Consider the following 17,732-nt stretch of genomic DNA (forward strand, 5'->3'; position numbering starts at 1 on the left):
GCAGTAAAAGTAGCGAGGTACTACTTCATTTTCTGAAAATATTCACTTACCTCACGCTGATAGTAAGGGGTGAGGGCAGGTGGTACAGTGCGGAGTAGCTCAGTTTGCCGTTCTTTTTGCCGCTTATATTGATCAAAGGCGGGTGGAAAAACAGGTGGCTTCGCTTGGGCTGTCTGCGCTTCACGCTTGTCATCGAGGTCCCGCTCCCGGGCCGATTTCTCGGCTTCCAGCAAGCGAGTCAGGATTTGACGCTGGCGCATAACAGTTTCCTCCGTCAGCCGCTTGTTTACGAGGTCGGTTTCGGTTTGTTCCATTAATTTTTTCAGATCGCCGGTACCGCCCTGGCCTTCCTGGCCTTTGCCTTTTTGCCCCCCAGATTGCTGCTGCATTTTATCCAGCTCCTTGAGCGCCTCGCGCAGCATTTGCTGCTGCCCGGCCAGCTTCGCCAGCTCCTCCGATAACTCCCGACCCTGCTTGCCGCTCTGCTGCAATTGCTGAATCTGTTGGTTGAGCTGCTGCTGCATACGACCCATCTGACCTTCGCCAGCCGCCTGACCTTTCTTCTTTTTCTTGCCCGGCTTGCCGTCGCCCTGCTGGTTTTGCTGACTCTGGCGCTGTTGCTCCTGCATTTGCTGCAAAGCATCGTTGAGCATTAGGGCGAGGTTATTCATGCTGGTCATGGCTAGCTGCTGGCTGCTGGTAGCCCGGCCCACGTTGCGCTGCCGAATCTGGTTCAGCGACTCATCCATTTGGTTGTTCATCTCCCCTACTTCGCGAGTCACAAAGCTCTGAATCTGAAATACCTTCTTGGCCAACGCATACAGCGAATCCTGCACAATGGCCGCATCATCCTTGAGCTTGCGCTGGGTCTGGCCAAGCTGCACAAAGCGTGGGTCAGTCTGGTCTACCTGGCGAAATTCTTTCATCAGGCCTTCCTGGTCGAAGCTGATTTTGAGCAGATTTTCGAGGATGTCGCGCAGGCTGTCGATGTTTTCCTGCTGCTTATCGCCTTCCTCCTCTTCTTGCTGCTCCCGCATCTGCTGCGCCATTTTCTGCATTTTTTGGCCGGCTTGCTGCTGGCTCTGACTGGCTTTCTGGTTCTGGTTTTTGCCGAGCTGCTCCTGGCTTTCCTGCATTTCCTCGTCTACCTGCTGCTGCTCGTCTTTCATCTCGTCAGCGCCATTCTCGCCATCGAGCTGCTCGTCCAGCTTTTTCAGATCTTGCAAGTCCTGCTTTACCTCATTGAATTCCTGCTGCTTTTCGGCTTGCTGCTTCTGTAGCTCCTGCTGCTTTTGTTGCTGCTGGGGGCCTTTTTGCTGCGACTTGTCATTCTGCTGGGTTTGCTCGGCCAGCTGCTGTTGCTCTTTAGCTAACTCTTCCAGCTTATTGATGGCGTTTTCCTGCTTTTGCTCAAACTGAAGCTGCTTGAACATTTCCAGGGCACGCTCCAGCTCCTTTTGCAAGGTGTTTTCCTTGTTCTCGAGCTGTTGCAGCAGTTTCTGCATCTCGGGCTGAGTCTGGTCCTGCTGCTGCTCCAGCAGTTTCTGTAGCTCCTCGTACAGCTTCTTGGTTTCGGGGTCGAGCAGCGTTTCCATCAGCTTTTCCAATTCCTTGGCTTTCTCGGCCAGCTCTTGGCTTTTGGGATCAAGCTGGTCCTGGCGCTGGTTCATCTCCTCGAACATCTTCTTCATGTCGGCCAGCTGCTGATCCATCTGCTGTTTTTGTTCCAGCATATCCTGCAATTGCTTGCGGTCCTGGAAGTTCAGCTCGCGCTTGGTCTTGAGCTTATCTTCCGTTTTGGCCAACTCGCGCTCCAGCTTTTTTGACTGCTCCGCCGACTTGCTCATCTGGTTCTGCACCGACTGCGACTGGGCATTCAGCTGCTCGCGTAGCTCCTTGCGGGCCGGCAGCCGAAACTCGGCGCTGCGCGTACGGGCACTCTTGGGGCCGTTCACGCCGTCGTTGTCCCATACCTGCACGAAGTACTCAAGCCGGTCGCCGGGCTTCATGTTGAGGCCGCTCAAATCCCACTGATAAGCGTACGCCTGCGACGGACCACTTTCCAGCGGCAGCGCCCGCGTTTTATAGCCGGCGTTTGACTTAGGCCCCGAAGTAACCCGATAATTTAGCTGTAAGCGCGTAAAGCCGTAGTCATCGAGCAAATTGCCCCCCAGCGCCAAGTAGCGCAGCGAGGTGGTATCGGAGAAAGCTTCCAGGGTTATTTCCGGAGTCTGGTCGGGAATAGCCGTGATTTGGTACTGAATAGGGTCGCGGTTGAGGCTGGCGGCGTTGCGCAGGCGGACGGTATATTCCTGGCTGCGCAGCACGCGGCGCGAGGCCTGAAACTGGTCGTTAGCCGCGGTAGCCGTTACGGTTTCATCCGGGTTTTTGAAGAGCAGTTGCAGCTCATCAGTGGCCGTGGTGGCAAATTCCCAGCGCACGGTGCTGCCTTCCGGCACCGTCAGGTTGCCGCTGTTGCGAATGGTTTCGGCAGGTTTGCGCAAGTAAGTTGGGTAAGAAACATGCACCGCAAAATCGCGCAGATCGGGGCGGGCACGTACCGTCAGGTCATACTCGTCGGAGGTAAAGCCAGCGCCGGCCAGCTGAAACTCCGTGTTATTCTGGAGCTGCCGAAAATCATAGCTGTAGCGGTTGCCAGTGCCGGGCTCTTTGGTGAGGCGCCGCTCGCGGCCGTTGTAGCGGATGTTAATTTCATTGGGCAGCGCTTTGCCCTCTATCCGTACCTGTAGTTTAAAGTCCTCATTGCGAAAGGCTTGCAGCTTCTTGTTTTCAATAATGAACTCAAATGGCGCGGGGGGCGAATACGCGCGTCGGTAATGCAAAATACGTCCAGTTCCCTGCACAAACAGGCTCGGATACACCAGAAGCACCCCTAGTACAATGGCAGCCGGCACGGCCACATATTTCCACAGCGGCCGGGTTTGCTCTTTTATCTTGATGCCTTCACTAAACTCCAAGCCTGTGAACTGCGCTGCCCGCTGCTCCAAGCTTGCCGCAATCAGGGCATTCTCGCGGGCCTGACCTTGCAGCTGCAAAGCGTTCAGGAGTTTATCCTGTACCTGAGGAAACAGTTCGCCCACGCGCTGGGCTGCTTGCTCATCAGAAAGCAGGCGGCGCAGGTTGGTGAGAGCCGCCAAGGGCTTCCAAATCCAGTGCAGGAAGGTGTACACCACCAAGCCCAAAAAGCCGAAAAGCAGACCGCCCCGCACCCAGGTAGGCAGGTAAAGGAAGTATTCCAGCAGGCTCAAAACCAAAAATAACGTCAGCAAAAGCCCCCCAGCCACCAGCGCACCGCGCACGAGCAGGTTGAGGTAAAACTTACGCTTAAACGCATCCAGCTGCCCGAGCACCTGTTGCAGGGCCGGCAAGCGAGTAGGTGTAGTTGCGTTGAATTCGGACACGGATTCTTTCTTCACAAGGTGTTAAAAACGCCTTTCCGGGCTGAGGAAAGATACGCATTAAAGCCGCGCGTGACTTGCGACACCATTCTATTTCGGAACGACAACCGCTGGGGGGCAATTGTTCCAAGATAACGATGTGCCTGGCGTAAGCTCAGCGCTACAGTAGCTCCACGATGGCCGGGCAATGATCGGAGTGCACTACATCAGGCAAAAGACCGGCACTGGCCAGGCGCGGTTGCAGGGTGTCATCTACCAGCAGATGATCGAGGCGCCAGCCCACATTGCGGGCGCGGGCGCCGGCCCGATACGTCCACCACGAATAATGCCCCCCAGCGTCGCCGTGGTGGTGGCGAAACGAATCGGTGAAGCCATCGGCGAGAAAATCGGCAAACCAGCGCCGCTCCTCCGGCGTGAAGCCGGTGCTGTTCTGATTGGCCTTCGGGTTGTGCAAATCAAGTTCGCGCTGACAGCAATTGAAGTCGCCCACAATAACAAGGGGCGGCAACTCAGGCCGCAACTCCCGCACGTAGCTGCGGAAAAAATGCAGCCATTCGACTTTAAACGCCTGCCGCTCGGGGCCGCTGGTGCCGGAGGGCATGTATGTGTTCAGCACCGAGAAATCGTCAAAATCCAGCCGCAGGACCCTCCCTTCGCAGTCGTAGCACTCCGTATCGCAGCCAACGGCCACATGGTTGGGCCTATGCTTGGTAAACGTAGCTACGCCGCTGTAACCGGGCTTCACGGCCGGATGCAAGTATGCCTGGTAGCCCAGCGCCTCAAAGCCCGATACGTCGAGCGGTTCGCGGCCGGCTTTTATTTCCTGGAGGCAAAGTACGTCGGGAGCGGCCTCGCGCACCCAGTCAAGCAAGCCTTTGCTCAAAGCGGAGCGCAGACCATTGACGTTGTAGCTGATAATCTTCAAAAGTGAAATGGTGAAGTTGTGAAGTGGTAAATGTGAAGTAGTGATACTGTTGTTATCAATGCGCAAGTCGAACGACAAACTCACAATTTCACCACTTCACCATTTACTCCTTCATCCATTTATCAAAATATTCCAGAATGTGCCATTTCAGCATGCGCTCCTGCTCTTTCAGGTTGGCAAAAGGCACGGGCTGCAAGAGCTTATAGTGCGGCCAGCCATCCTCATCCACATGGTCCAACTCGTAGTGGCCCGAGAGGCTGAAGAGTCGGCAGGTAGCAATGTGCATGAGGTCCTGCTTCTGTTCTTTGGTGAACGGCCCGGCCCCCTGACCTAGTTCCTGCACGCCAATAAGCAGCAGCAACGCATTCAGATCCGGCTTTTTGCCAAAACGCTCCCGCATCTCATTCATCAACTGCCACCAGCGGGCCTCAAATTCGGCCTCCGTTTCCTGCGCGTCCATGCTTAGGCGTCGTGGGCGTGCGGTGGGGCGGCCGTTACAGCCTCTTCTTTCAGAGCTTCCCAATACTCCACGGCGCGCCGGAAGTGGGGAATCACGATGCTGCCACCGATGAGGTTAGCAATGGCAAACACCTCATAGATTTCTTCGTCATTTATACCTTCTTCGTGGCATTTGCCCAAGTGATATTTGATGCAATCATCGCAGCGCAGCACCATGGAGCAGGCCAGGCCCAGCATTTCCTTGGTCTTCACGTCGATGGCGCCGGCTTGGTAGGTGTTGGTGTCGAGGTTGAAAAAGCGCTTGATTACCTTGTTGTCGGCCGCCATGATCTTCTCGTTCATGCGCGCCCGGTAGTCGTTGAATTCAGTGACGATACTCATATTGTTGAAGGGAAATAAGTCGGAGGTGAAAATCTATAACACGAAAGTAGGCAGAAAAGGCCCGCTTAGTTGCTAGGCAGTGCTGCGCCCACTACCTTACTTTCTACCTATATTTCTATCTTTTTGTCGTTCTGGCTATGCGAATTATGCGGTTGTGGCGGGTTGGTTTGATGGTGTTTCTGGGGGCTACTTTTTTTACCTCTGGTATGGCAAAGCTCTACGCCGGTCACCATTTTCCCGGCTGGATTGGCCCCGTGTGGCTGATTGAAAAGCTACAGGCTTATCAGCTGGGCATGTACGCGGCCTTTATTGCGCTTAGTCAGGTCATAACTGGGTTCTTGCTGCTGACACGGAGGTTCTGGCTACTCGGTGCCATTGGGCTGGTACCTATGCTGCTCAACATTCTGCTAATCACCATTTCGCAGCAATGGGGCGCAACTTCCTACATAGTGGGCGTGCTGTTACTGATGGATTTGGCGCTGCTCCTATCTGAATATCCGCGTTTGCGCGTGCTGTGGGCCGATGTAGCGTATTCCCCTCCCACTACACTTCAGGCGAAGCCCACCCTGCCTGGTCACTTGCTTTGGTCGTTGGGCATTTTGCTGGTCATCAGCGGCATTCTCGTATCCTATCAGGCGCTTAGCTTGAGTTACTGGCTGGTGGCAGGTGGCTTACTGCTCGCCTGGCTGAGCCCTTTGGCCGACCGCCGCAAAACCGTGGCTACGTTTTTGCCCCCCACGCCTTCATGATCCGTACCGCCCTGTCCGACTTTGTTACCTTAATCTTTCCTCAGGTATGTCTGGCTTGCGAAGAGTCGTTGGCCCGCGGCGAAGATCATATCTGCACGGGTTGCCGCGCCCAGTTCCCTTACACAGACTATCACAAATTGCCCCCAAGCGAGAATCCATTGGCTCGCAAGTTCTGGGGAAAGCTGCCCGTACGTTACTCGCTTAGCTACCTGCGTTTTTTGCGGCGTGGCCGGGTACAGCATCTGCTGCATCAGCTTAAGTATCAGGGCCAGCGCGATATTGGGCGCGTATTAGGCCGCTGGTATGGCGCCGAACTAGCCGACCACGGCCTCGCTACCGATTTTGACCTGATTGTGCCTGTGCCGCTGCATCCGCGCAAGCTAGCCAAGCGCGGCTACAACCAATCGGATACGTTTGCCGAGGGCTTATCATTGAGTCTGGAGGTGCCGTGGAGTGCCGCCACGTTACAGCGTACAGAGTACACAACTTCCCAAACCCAGAAGAACCGCGCTGAGCGGTGGCAAAACGTAGCGGAGGTGTTTGAGGTAGCCAAGCCAGCGGACGTTGCAGATAAGCGCATCCTGCTCGTAGATGATGTGCTGACGACCGGCGCCACGCTCGAAGCTTGCGCGGCTGCGTTACTGGCCGCTGGCTGCCGAGAAGTCAGCATCGCAACCATTGCCTGCGCAGAGAACTAACCTTGGTTTGAAGGCCATATAAGTCTTACCTATTCACATCGCTTCCCAGCCAACATGGCTACAAAAAAAAGCCCCCCAGCACTCGGCTGGGGGACTTTTTTTTAGTGTTAATCGACTGCTAAGTCAGATTACTTGTTTGAGCCAGCGTTAATCATGGCGCAGCGGAAACCGATAGCAGCAGTAGCTGAGTCTTCAGCCATGAAGCGACGGGTGCCGGGCGACAACCAATAGGCTACGTCCTTCCAAGATCCGCCTTTGTAGACACGCACGTGGTCGTCGATGAGCGACTGGTAGCCTTTCTTGTCGTAGCCGGTGCTGCTGCCGTTACCCGATTCTGCTGGGTCGAGGAAACCGTTCCGGCGGAAGGGGTTCAAATCTTCTACGTCCTCAAACGAGAGCGGACGATAAATATCTTGTACCCACTCGTTTACGTTGCCAGCCATATTATACAGGCCGTAATCGTTCGGAGGGTAGTTGTAGATATACTCCGTGATCATAGCGCCGTCGTTCAGGCTACCAGCAATACCGGCATAGTCACCACGGCCACGCTTGAAGTTAGCCAAGAACTGGCCCATCTTCTTACCATAGGGGTTACGCACCTGACGACCATCCCAAGGATAGATACGCTTGTTTTCCTGGTTCTCGTTGCCTACTTCCTGCGTGCCAACAAGGGCCTGAGCAGCGAATTCCCATTCAGCCTCGGTGGGCAGACGATAGTTAGGCAGCGTGTTACCATCTTCGATAGAAGGCTTTGCTGCGCCAGCACCTTCAGCTGCATCGGCTGCTTCGTCGGCAGCAGCGTTTTTCTTGCTGCGACCAAATAAGCCACCTTTTTTCTTGGTAGAGGTGCCTCCACCGCTAGCTAAGGTCTCGTTCACTTTGGCGGTGCGCCAAGTGCAATAGTCGTTGGCCTGCAACCAGCTTACACCTACTACTGGGAAGTAACGGAAACCGGGGTAGCGCAGGTAGTAATCTACGTACGGGTCGTTGAAGGAAAGCTCACGCGCCCAAACGGCGGTGTCAGGTAAAGCAGACTGATAAAATTCTTCTGCTGAGTCTTTACGCACAAAATGCAGATACTCCAACCAGTGAATGTTGGCTACTTCGGCCTCGTCCATATAGAACGATGCGATAGTAACCGTGCGCTCCACGTTGTCGCGGGTCATGGCCACGTCCTCTTCGGCTGAGCCGAGTACAGTGCGTCCACCTTCAATGAAGATCAGGCCCGGACCTTCTGGAATACCAGCGTAGTCAGATACCTTCATGCCCTCTTCGGTGTTGTACTCGATGCCCGTCGTGGAGCTGTACTTACCAGGTTTGGTGGCGGTCGGTGCCCCTTTACTGCAGGCAGCCAGCGCGCAGGCTCCCACGATGGCAAAGCGTAAGTATTTGGAAAGATTCATGATGTAATAGAAACTACCTGAGAGAAAATGATTTAGAGAAGGTAATTTGACGCAAGTTACTTATTTGTACTGTGGTTTAGAAAGCAGGAGTCGGGATAGCTTTAAAGTTGCGGTGCCGCAAACGGCGCCAGGCATCTTCTATCCGATCAAAATTGCGGACGCTGACCGAAAGTTCATGCGCGCCACCTAAATCGGCACTAAAATCACTCAAGCTGACATCGTAGCTATAGCCGAAGCGGAAAACGCCCGTGCTGATGCCGGCAATAGCTGCTATAATCTGCTGTGGCTGAGGAGCGCCGGGCAGCGGCATTCCCCGATACACGGCCCCGAGGGTAATTGGTGAAACGGTACCATACAGCCCAACTTCCGCCCGCTGCGAACCACCCTGCCGGGTGTAGCTGGCCGTACCGGTCAGGCTAATCTCACGAGTTTTGATGGGAGTGGAGGTGCGCACGAAATAATGTTTGTAACCGGTATTAAAGTTCAACCGCATTGGCAGCTTTGTTTGGGTTGCAAAACCCAGATCTGGCTGATTTAAGTGGTGTGCAGCAGCCCCTATCCAAAACCGTTCCGTATATAGCAAACCTCCTACCCCAATTGTAAGATAATTTACCGGAACCACGTCCAGAGTCTCTGCAGTGAGATTTCCAGTTAGGCCTTCATCCGAAAGTTGGTCGCCAAAAACAAGGTTTCCGTAGCTCACGCGCTGATTTCCGTAGCTGGCCTGCAAGCCCGCGCTTAAGCTTATATATTCCGTAAGACGAGTGTGATACGCATATAAGCCCCCCACCTCAAAACGCGTGTAGCCGACGGAGCCCGTGCGGTCGTAGTTGAGCAAAAGGCCGACGGCGCTACGCTGGTTCCGCATGCGGTAGTCGGCGGCTAGCTGGCTGGTTTGGAAGGTGCCAGACAGGGTCGGGAATTGGTTTCGATAGTTAAGTGAAACGCTATAATCGTCGAGCAGGCCGGTAAAGGCTGGGTTGGTGTGCAAGCGCGTAGCGTAGGGCTGGGAGAAGTACAAGTCCTGAGCCTGCACCTTCGAGTGCAAGCCCATACTACAACCTACTGCCAACACTACCGGCGCCACAAAGCGACTCCAGGTACAACGAAGCCGCTGGGGGGCAAAAAAAGAAAGTAGAGGTAGACGCATAAAGAAAAACACTAACGCGCCACCTATCCCGTTTCGTACGCGGGACCCAGGTGGCGCAAGAAGTAAAAGGCACTCTTGCCCAATAAAGTAAGTTAAAATGTCCGTGGATCGAATGTTAATCTTAGCAATGTCCTTCAGGCTAACATTGCACTATTTTTGCCGATTCAGGATTTAAATCTCAGGTAGCACCCGCTCCGGTGGATGTGTTGAGCCCCGAACTTGTACACTTCTCCTGTTTCAAAGCCTCTTACTCATGCGTAAAATTTTTGTTGGCCTGCTGGTATTTTTAGTGGTGCTGGTGGCCGCTGTTGCCCTGGCGCCCCTTCTGTTCAAAGACAAAATCAAGCAAGCCCTGGATCGGCAGCTGGCTGAGCGCGTTGCGGCTAAGGTAGAGTACGATCCGGCCAATGTAAGCCTGAGCTTGTTCCGCACCTTCCCCGATCTGGCGCTCAGCATCGACAAGCTGCGCATAATCGGGCAAGATTCGTTTGCCCGCGATACGCTCGCCTACCTGCCGGCCTTTCGGGTGGGGCTTGATCTGATGAGTGTGGTGCGGGGCGAGCAGATCAAAATTAAGTCTATTCAGCTCGATCAGCCCGATATAAATCTGCGGGTGCTGAAAAGCGGGCGCGCCAACTGGGATATTTTCCTCTCTGACTCCACCCTGGCTACCCAAGGCAAGGATACAAGTCAGCTGAGCATCGCAATCAAGGGCTGGGAAATCGTGGGGGGCAAAATGCGCTACGAGGACCTCACTATTCCTTTTGCGGTGCAGGCCCACAACGTGAACCACACCGGCTCGGGCGACTTCACGCAGAATGTGTTCGATATGGTGTCGCAGACCACGGCCGATCGTTTCACGATGAACTACGCCGGCACCGATTATTTATCCAACACAAAGCTAAATGCCGACGTGACCATGGCCATGGACCTGGATAAGATGTTGTTCACGTTCAAAGACAACCAAGTGCGCGTCAATGAATTTCCGGCCAGCTTCGCTGGTACCATTGCCATGCCCCAGGACGCTATCAACTTCAACCTGACATTTAAAGCGCTCGAAACCGACTTCAAAAACATCCTGAGCATTGTACCCGGCGTGTTTACGGAGAAATTCAAAAATATTGAGACGGGGGGCAAAATGGCCTTCGATGGCTACTACAAAGGCACCATGGACGAGGTGAAGTCGCCGGGCTACGGAGTGAATCTGCAAGTTAAAGACGGCATGTTTAAATATCCCGATTTGCCGCAGGCCGCCCGCAACATCAACGTGAATATGGTGGTGGATAATCCTTCGGGCTTCACCAACAACGTGAAAGTGAGCGTGAAGCAGTTTCACCTCGATCTAGGCAAAAATCCCGTGGATGGCACCGTCGCCATCGATGGTCTGGAGCCGATGCGCGTGGACGGGCGCGTGAAAGCAAACGTGGATCTGGCGGAGATAATGAAGGTGTATCCAATTGAGGACTTGCTGCTCAGGGGGCAATTATTCGTGGATGCGACCGCCAAGGGCATTTATTCAACTACTCAAATGCCTGTGGTGCAAGCCGCTATGCGCCTGACCAATGGCTATGTGAAGTCCAAGCAATTTCCGGCACCTATTGAAAACCTGACGTTGAATGGTACCGTCACCAATACAACGGGCAAGCCCAACGACACGCGCCTGAATATTCCGCAGTTCCGTATGCTGCTGGATGGCGAGCCGCTGGAAGGCCGCATTGCTGCCCAGAACATCGACAAGCCCATCTTCGACACCAACGTGCGCGGCACGGTGGATTTAACCAAGCTGACCAAGATTTTCCCGCTGGAAGGCATGACCGTAACCGGGCGTCTGAACGGCGACATTGCTGCTAAGGGCAGCATGGCTGATATCGAAGCGGAGCGCTATCAGAACGTAGTGGCCTCGGGCACCGTGAATGCTCAGAACGTGACTTACAAAAGCGCTGACCTGCCCCAGGGCGTGAAAGTGACGCGCGCCACCGCCACGTTCAACAACGACAAGATTGTGCTGCAGAATATGAATGGCTTTGTGGGCAGCTCTGATATTGCCGCGTCGGGCACCATCAGCAACTATATGGGCTACTTGTTTACGCCGGGCCAGCCCTTGCGCGGCAACCTGACCGTGAACAGCAACCGCTTCAACGTGAATGAGTGGATGGTAGACGAGGTAACTGCCAAGCCTACGACCACCGCCAAGACCACCGCGCCCGCCCAGGCGCAAGGAGTGCTCCAAATCCCGAAATACTTCGACCTGACCTTGAATAGCAATGTTGGTCAAGTGGTGTATGATAACCTCAAGCTCGACGATGTGAAGGGCACCGTAGTCGTCCGCGACGAAGCCGTGCGCATGGATGGGCTGACCTTCAATACGCTGGGGGGCAATTTTGCCACTACCGGCAGCTATAGCAGCAAAGATTTGCAGCACCCCAAGTTTAACCTAGGGCTCAACATCAAAAACCTGAATTTCCAGAACGCTTTTCAGGCCTTCAACTCCGTGAAAACGCTGGTGCCCCTGGCCGCCAATCTGGAAGGAATTTTCTCTACTAATTTCAACGTAAGCGGCGAAATGGGCCCGGATATGATGCCCGTGTATAGCTCCCTTACCGGCAAAGGCTTATTTGAGGTAGTGCGCGCCGCCGTTAGTGGCTCCGAGGTAATGGACAAGATTAGCGCCCTCACCCAGTTTCAGGAGTTGAAGAAGTTTGTGGTCGAAAACAAAGATGTAGCCGCTGAACTGCTCAACGGCAACTTCATTGTAAAGCCGTTTGATGTGAATGTGGGTCAGATCAAGATGACCGTAGGCGGCTCCAACAACGTGAACGGCAACCTCGAATACGTAACTGCCCTGAATGTGCCCACCGGCAAGCTGGGCAATCAGCTCAACGCCCGCCTCACCTCGCTTACCGGCGTCCAAAACCTGGAAGGCACCGAGCGCGTGACCCTTGGCCTCACGATTGGCGGCACCGTCAAGAATCCGCAGGTGAAACTGAACAGCGGTAGTGTGAAGGCGCAGGCCAAAGACCTGGTGCAGAACATTGTGCAAGCCAAAGTGACCGATGCTAAATCACAATTGCAGGCCCGCGCGCAGGTGGCGCAGGACAGCCTGCAGCGTGATTTGGCCCGCAAGCAGCAGGATTTGCAGGAAAAGGCACGACTTGAAATCGAGAAAAAGCGCCTCGAAGCCGAAACCAAGATTCGTAGCCAGGCCAAAGACAAGCTTAACGGTATTCTGTTTGGCAAGCCCAAAACTCGCCCCACTGAAACGACGGAGCCCGCCACCACTACCCCAGAGCCATCTCCGGCTGATACTACGAGCACAGGCAATAGGTAAACCTTTTGTCTACAAAAAAGCCCCCCACCAGCAGCCGGTGGGGGGCTTTTTTATTTGGTAAGGTTTAGCAGATGTCTATTCAGCCTCCTTTTCAGTTTAAAAGTATATTTATTTCTTTAGGATATAATAAATCTAATAGTTCTGGCTTGAATATGGCTAGCGTATTCTTCAGCCACTCAAGCCTCGTTCTCCCTTTTTCATCCGCTTTCTCTTATGAAAATCCCTCATTACCTGCCCATTGTATTACTTGCTGGGCTTACATTGGCGAGCTGCGCCGATGACAAAAGCAGCAACGCTACCAAGCTGCAAATCCGCCTGACGGATGCGCCCGGCGACTTCCAGAAAGTATTGCTGGATGTTCGTCAGATTGAAGTGCACCTCAAGGACGAGCAAAGCGCTGATGGCTGGGAGCTGCTGCCTTTTACGCCCCAAACGCTGAATGTACTCGACTACGTAAACGGCCGCTCCGCACTGCTGGTAGATACTGACTTCGAGCCCGGCGATCTGAAAGAAATTCGTTTGGTACTCGGTCCGAATAGCACCGTGACGACCCGTGACGGACAGATCTATGAACTTAAAACGCCTAGCGGCCAGACTTCCGGCGTCAAGCTGAAGCTTGATAATGCGACGCTGCGGGAGCGTGAAACCTTCCAGCTTCTGCTCGACTTCGACGTGGCCAAGTCGATTGTGCAGCGCGGCAACTGGCGCCCCGGCGTCGATAAGAAAGAGCGCTTTCTGCTGAAGCCGGTCATCCGGGTTATCGCTCAGGATATTGCCGGCGGCCTGCGCGGCACCGTTACGCCCAGCGCGTCTTTGCCCCAAATACTGGCTATCCGCGCTTCTATCACGCCAGCCGATACGTTCAGCACCTCCGCTGACGCATCAGGCGGATATCAATTAAGTAGCTTGCCATCAGGTGTTTACCGCGTGGAGTTTTTCCCCACCACTACGGCTCCCACTGGTCAGCCCACTTACAAAAACGTGGTTCGTACCGACATTACCGTTACTAATAATCAGGTAACTGAGCTGGGCCAGACCAAGCTTGATTAAGTCTGATTCAAGTTCAAAAAAGCCCCCCAGATACTTTCTGGGGGGCTTTTTTGTTCGTAAACAACGTGTTCGGAAAGCCAAGCTGCACTTACTTGGCACTCAGCGCCGGCTCCAGTGCCCGCACCAGTTCCAGCAGCTCCAGTTGCGTCGATTGCGTTTTGTCGTGGGCGTACCAGCTGTGGAGTTGTGTAGCAAAGTCTTCGAAAGGCAGATTCTGACTTTTTAACTCCCGAAACATGGTCTGCGCGGGCGCCGGGCGCGGGCCCCACGTGGCGGCTTCGGTGAGCGTATCGGCGTGCAACACAATGAGTTTGGGAATAGAGCGCCCGCCATCCGTGAGGTAAATATCCATAAGATCCAGGTTCTCGTCGCGCAACAGATACCGTGATTCCAACTTACCATTGCTGGCTTGCACAATCGCCTCGATTGCGGGCACAATCTGCGCCGCGTCGCCGCACCAGCCTTCGGTGAGCGTCAGCCACACGTACTTGTTTTGCAAATTGGCTAAGGCTTCGCGCAGCTCAGGGAGCAGCACAATGGTTTTGTCTACGCGGCGCATACGCTGCACATTCAGGCGAGCGTACTGCAGAATTTGCTCCGTTTGATTGGTGCCAGTCGTGAGGTTTTGGGCCATCAGCTCATCAATAAGCTGGCGGTAAGAGGCATAAGTATAAGCTGAGGCCAAGCGCTCAGGAGCCAAAACAGGAGAAAGGGGAGCAGACATAGACAGGGTGTTAAGTAGAATAGCTGGATAACAAACAAAAACCCTTCTGGTAGGCAAGCCAGAAGGGTTTTTACGTAAGCGTAACAAACTCAGGAGCTATAAGCTCACGGTTTCCTTCGCTGACAACTCGCGGCAGTAGGTGATAAAGTCAGTATTGATAGGCTCTAACCCATTGTCGCGCAGACGGGTAGCTACCTGGCCGCGGTGATAGTTGGCGTGCACATGCACGTGCGTCAGCACGTCGGATACCTGGCTCACGTAAGCGTCGCCCACTGAGTTGGTATAAGTGATGGTGCGGTACAGTTCGGTGTCGTCGGCGGCCTGGGCCATCTGAAGCAGGCGGTTGGAGGTTTGGGCGTGCAGCTGGTGTAAGCCTTCCAGCGTGTGCTCCTGCCACACTTTCACCGGGCTTTGCGTGTCGGTGAGGCGCGCAATCCAGATAGCCTGTGCGTTGAGCACGTGGCTAAACAGGCGCAGGGCTACGGCCGGAATTTCGGCGCCGCCCGCTACTGCTTTATCCAGGTGAGCAAGCAATGTATCATTGGCCCACACATTATAAGCGGCCAGTTTTTCGATGGTGTTAATCATGGGAGTTTAATGATGAAAACGGATTAGAAATCAACCGTAGCAAATGGCTTTCGAAAAGTAATTGAGAGCCGAGGACAAGGCGCAAATTTATTTGAAACCAAGTAGAACAGCCTACCTGGGATCTTGCCAGATCAGTCTTTCGCGCGATCTTTTCTGAAGAAAGTCAGAGCATTTGCCATCTCCTTTGCCCGTAATGCCACCATCGGGCTGGCAAATGATTTTGCCATCGGCCGCATAAAGCGTAGTGAAAAAGTCGCAGCAGGGAGCCGTTTCATAGTACACCACCTGGTCGTTGTAGAGGTAGCGGAATACCTGTACGGGTGGGTTGGTGGGTTCTTCGGCCAGTATTTTTCGAATACGCTCCTTTAGCCAGGCTGGCTGCCGCGTGGTATCAGCTATAGCTGAGCGAGCGGGCGTGGGCATCACCGTGTTGGCGCTGGTTGGCGCGGGAGTGCTGGTGCCCGATACGCTGCCCGTCACGGGAGGATCGGTGGGCGTGGTTACGTTCACACCAGTCTGACAACCTGCTGCTAGCAAGGTCATCATCATGAGGGAAGTAAAGAGTAAAGCAGAGCGCATAGGGAGCAAAAGGAAGCAATGAGCAAAAAGCAATAGGCTACTTGCGAGGCACACGTTCCGTTTAAGGTAGGCCCATAATCGGAACAGTAGTTCTTACGCCGCGCTTTGCTAATTGTTCTTTAGGCCTGGTTCGCGCTACTCAACTAAAGCCCATACCTGGGGGGCAAATATGAGCGCCCCAACGACTACAGCGGCCAGTGCTGCCAGCAAAACGGCCCCCGCAGCTACATCCTTGGCCTTTCCGGCCAACGGATGATACTCCGGCGACACCAGATCCGTCAGCGCCTCGATGGCCGTATTCGCCAGCTCCGCCGTCCAGACGGTGCCCACGGCCAAGGCCACGAGCGCCCACTCCGTCCGGCTGATGCCAAAGTAGAATCCCAAACCAATCACGACCACCGTCGCCAGCGCGTGAAAGCGCAGATGCACCTCCGAGCGCAGCGCCGCGGCCACGCCCCGAAAGGCGTGCCCGAAGCTGTCGACGCGGCGTCGTAGCAGGCTGCGCTGGTTGGGGGGCAAATCAGGCATGAGGTTCGAAATCCTGGAAGGTAGTGGTGCGCAGCTGATGCCATTCCGGTTTCAGAACGCTGAAAATGACGGTGTCGCGCCGGCGTCCGCCCTGGGTGTAGCGGTGGCTGCGCAGGGTGCCTTCCTCCGTCGCTCCCATGCGCCGCATCGCCGCCTGCGACTTCAGGTTATGGGTATCGGTTTCCAACTCTACCCGCTCGCAGCCCAGTACGTCAAACGCATGCCGAAACAGCAAATGCTTCGCCGCCCGATTCAGGCCGCTGCGCTGGAAGTCTGTGCCCACCCACGTATAGCCAATAGATAAGCGGGCATCATCCAGATAGATATTGTAATAGCTGCTGCTGCCGGCTACCCGGTTCGTTTGCTTATCCACTATCACGAAAGGGTAGCGCTGCTGCTGCTCGCGGCCCTGCACTGCCGCCGCAATGTAAGCGGCCAGACCTATGCGGTCGTCGCCGCGGGTAAGCGTAAACTGCCACAACTCAGGGTCGAAAGCGACGGGTTGCAACGCCTCAAAGTCGTCAGCCGTTAAGGGGCGCAGTTGGGCCCGGTTATTTTCAAGAAGTATGTCTTGGGCGAAATTCATAGAGAGGGCAGATGCGTGAAAGACAGCCCTAAAGATGCTGGAAAAAAGAAAAGCTACCACTCCCGGACGAAGTAGCGAATTTCATAGAAGCATAAGCTTAGTTAAAACCCCAGCCCTTGCAAAAGCAGCTGGTACTCGGCAGGAGGTAAATGCCCCCCGCTGGCCTGCGGGTGACCATGGGCAAAGTTAGCGGGTGGGGTAGCGCCAATCCGGGCAAACGCCGCCCGCAGCATATCCGGAATATGAAGGTCGCGGCTGGCAGCGCGCCCCGATATAGCCACGGCACCATCTGGCAAATAGCCCAGGTTAGCGCATAGCACCACTCTATCGGGCAGGCGCTGAATCCATTGCTGAGCAACGAGCGGATGAATCTGGCAGGGCGAATTGATGGTAATAATTGCCACCGACGCGGCATCCGGCCCTTTTGGTGGGAACTTGGGGGGCATTTTGCGGGCAACGGCCAGCTCGGCTGCTACTTCCGCCCGGTAGGCGGCCAGCGTAGCATCCTGCGCTAAAGCCCGCGGGTTATCATCGTGCAATAGATACTGTAAGGGTAAATCCAGGTCGAAAGCGCCGGCGCGGCGGGCCGCATTGCACATGGCTACGGCTTCCTTGAGCCACTTGGCGGTATGCTGCTTTTTAGTTTCGGCTAGCGGCGGCCACGGCGCCTGGTCGCCCAAATCGGAGAGAATACCAATGGCGGCCACCCAACGCAAGTCTGTCATTTCGGTCTCAGTAGCCAGCAACTCATACGCCAGCCAAGCCGAGCAGGGAACTGGCTCTAGGCCGTAGCCGGTGAGCACCGTAGCACCAGCCGGCGGCTGACCTTCGGGAATGTGATGATCCACGTAAAGCACAGGTACGCCATCGGTTTCCAGAGTCCCATTTTCATGCACGCCCAGGTCTGTGACGATAAGCGCGTCGGGTTTGAAGGCTAACAGCTTCTCACGCACCGCCGGAGTCAGAAAGGCGTTTTCACCCTTGCCTGATGGCAAAACTTCTACGTCCCAACTGGCATTAATTCGATTCAGCCCGCGCCCAAATAAGCCCCCCGCAGCCAATCCGTCTGCATCGAAATGGCAAAAAACAACTACGCGGCCTGCATCAGGAATCTGGTCCAGAAAAGCACGAAAAGGTGCGATAAATTGGGGATAGGCAGACATGA

Annotated in this window: 16 protein-coding genes; 4 read left to right on the top strand and 12 right to left on the bottom strand. The window is 54.8% G+C overall.

What is annotated here, in order from left to right:
- Positions 1 to 20: 20 nt before the first annotated feature.
- The 4 genes from IEW06_RS05370 to IEW06_RS05385 all read right to left on the bottom strand — a co-directional run bounded on the left by IEW06_RS05370 (position 21) and on the right by IEW06_RS05385 (position 5,184).
- Positions 21 to 3,437, bottom strand: coding sequence for a DUF4175 family protein (locus IEW06_RS05370; protein ID WP_229743048.1), 3,417 nt, complete (start codon positions 3,435 to 3,437; stop codon positions 21 to 23).
- Between the two features lie 142 nt (positions 3,438 to 3,579).
- Positions 3,580 to 4,422 (bottom strand): exodeoxyribonuclease III, encoded by an 843-nt coding sequence (locus IEW06_RS05375; RefSeq protein WP_308421993.1) that lies wholly within the window; start codon positions 4,420 to 4,422, stop codon positions 3,580 to 3,582.
- 25 nt (positions 4,423 to 4,447) lie between these two features.
- Entirely contained in the window at positions 4,448 to 4,804 is a 357-nt protein-coding gene (locus tag IEW06_RS05380; RefSeq protein WP_187733572.1) for a hypothetical protein, read from the bottom strand.
- A gap of 2 nt (positions 4,805 to 4,806) precedes the next feature.
- Positions 4,807 to 5,184, bottom strand: a complete 378-nt coding sequence (locus tag IEW06_RS05385; protein WP_187733571.1) for a carboxymuconolactone decarboxylase family protein — start codon at positions 5,182 to 5,184, stop codon at positions 4,807 to 4,809.
- Between the two features lie 206 nt (positions 5,185 to 5,390).
- Here IEW06_RS05385 and IEW06_RS05390 point away from each other — a divergent pair, with 206 nt between their 5' ends.
- Together IEW06_RS05390 and IEW06_RS05395 are read left to right on the top strand one after the other, a co-directional pair.
- Complete coding sequence (locus IEW06_RS05390) at positions 5,391 to 5,933, top strand: hypothetical protein (RefSeq protein ID WP_187733570.1); 543 nt, start codon at positions 5,391 to 5,393, stop codon at positions 5,931 to 5,933.
- Positions 5,930 to 6,631 carry a ComF family protein gene (locus IEW06_RS05395; protein WP_187733569.1) on the top strand — a complete coding sequence of 234 codons (702 nt, stop codon included), beginning with the start codon at positions 5,930 to 5,932 and terminating at the stop codon, positions 6,629 to 6,631. Before IEW06_RS05390 ends, IEW06_RS05395 begins: the two co-directional genes overlap by 4 nt.
- A 128-nt stretch (positions 6,632 to 6,759) precedes the next feature.
- On the opposite strand, the gene IEW06_RS05400 is transcribed toward IEW06_RS05395, so the two are convergent.
- Positions 6,760 to 8,034, bottom strand: coding sequence for an SUMF1/EgtB/PvdO family nonheme iron enzyme (locus tag IEW06_RS05400; protein WP_187733568.1), 1,275 nt, complete (start codon positions 8,032 to 8,034; stop codon positions 6,760 to 6,762).
- A 76-nt stretch (positions 8,035 to 8,110) separates the two neighbouring features.
- On the bottom strand, positions 8,111 to 9,184 hold the full coding sequence (locus IEW06_RS05405) for a PorP/SprF family type IX secretion system membrane protein (RefSeq protein ID WP_188547627.1): 1,074 nt from the start codon (positions 9,182 to 9,184) through the stop codon (positions 8,111 to 8,113).
- A gap of 253 nt (positions 9,185 to 9,437) precedes the next feature.
- Here IEW06_RS05405 and IEW06_RS05410 point away from each other — a divergent pair, with 253 nt between their 5' ends.
- Positions 9,438 to 12,512: an AsmA family protein gene (locus IEW06_RS05410; RefSeq protein WP_187733566.1), complete on the top strand. Its 3,075-nt coding sequence runs from the start codon at positions 9,438 to 9,440 to the stop codon at positions 12,510 to 12,512.
- 213 nt (positions 12,513 to 12,725) lie between these two features.
- Complete coding sequence (locus tag IEW06_RS05415) at positions 12,726 to 13,562, top strand: DUF4382 domain-containing protein (RefSeq protein WP_187733565.1); 837 nt, start codon at positions 12,726 to 12,728, stop codon at positions 13,560 to 13,562.
- 88 nt (positions 13,563 to 13,650) lie between these two features.
- Here the strand turns inward: IEW06_RS05415 and IEW06_RS05420 are convergent, their stop codons facing one another.
- From IEW06_RS05420 to IEW06_RS05445, 6 genes are all read right to left on the bottom strand, one after another.
- Positions 13,651 to 14,286 carry a thioredoxin family protein gene (locus IEW06_RS05420; protein WP_187733564.1) on the bottom strand — a complete coding sequence of 212 codons (636 nt, stop codon included), beginning with the start codon at positions 14,284 to 14,286 and terminating at the stop codon, positions 13,651 to 13,653.
- 96 nt (positions 14,287 to 14,382) lie between these two features.
- Positions 14,383 to 14,874 carry a DinB family protein gene (locus IEW06_RS05425; RefSeq protein ID WP_187733563.1) on the bottom strand — a complete coding sequence of 164 codons (492 nt, stop codon included), beginning with the start codon at positions 14,872 to 14,874 and terminating at the stop codon, positions 14,383 to 14,385.
- Positions 14,875 to 14,985: 111 nt separating this feature from the next.
- Positions 14,986 to 15,453 (bottom strand): DUF6970 domain-containing protein, encoded by a 468-nt coding sequence (locus IEW06_RS05430; protein WP_187733562.1) that lies wholly within the window; start codon positions 15,451 to 15,453, stop codon positions 14,986 to 14,988.
- 135 nt (positions 15,454 to 15,588) lie between these two features.
- Positions 15,589 to 15,981 carry a diacylglycerol kinase family protein gene (locus IEW06_RS05435; protein ID WP_187733561.1) on the bottom strand — a complete coding sequence of 131 codons (393 nt, stop codon included), beginning with the start codon at positions 15,979 to 15,981 and terminating at the stop codon, positions 15,589 to 15,591.
- Positions 15,974 to 16,567: a GNAT family N-acetyltransferase gene (locus IEW06_RS05440; protein WP_187733560.1), complete on the bottom strand. Its 594-nt coding sequence runs from the start codon at positions 16,565 to 16,567 to the stop codon at positions 15,974 to 15,976. The genes IEW06_RS05435 and IEW06_RS05440 overlap by 8 nt, the downstream gene beginning before the upstream one ends.
- A gap of 101 nt (positions 16,568 to 16,668) precedes the next feature.
- Complete coding sequence (locus tag IEW06_RS05445; protein ID WP_188547629.1) at positions 16,669 to 17,730, bottom strand: DHH family phosphoesterase; 1,062 nt, start codon at positions 17,728 to 17,730, stop codon at positions 16,669 to 16,671.
- Between the last annotated feature and the right edge of the window lie 2 nt (positions 17,731 to 17,732).

Source organism: Hymenobacter qilianensis, assembly GCF_014638675.1.
GTDB lineage: Bacteria > Bacteroidota > Bacteroidia > Cytophagales > Hymenobacteraceae > Hymenobacter > Hymenobacter qilianensis.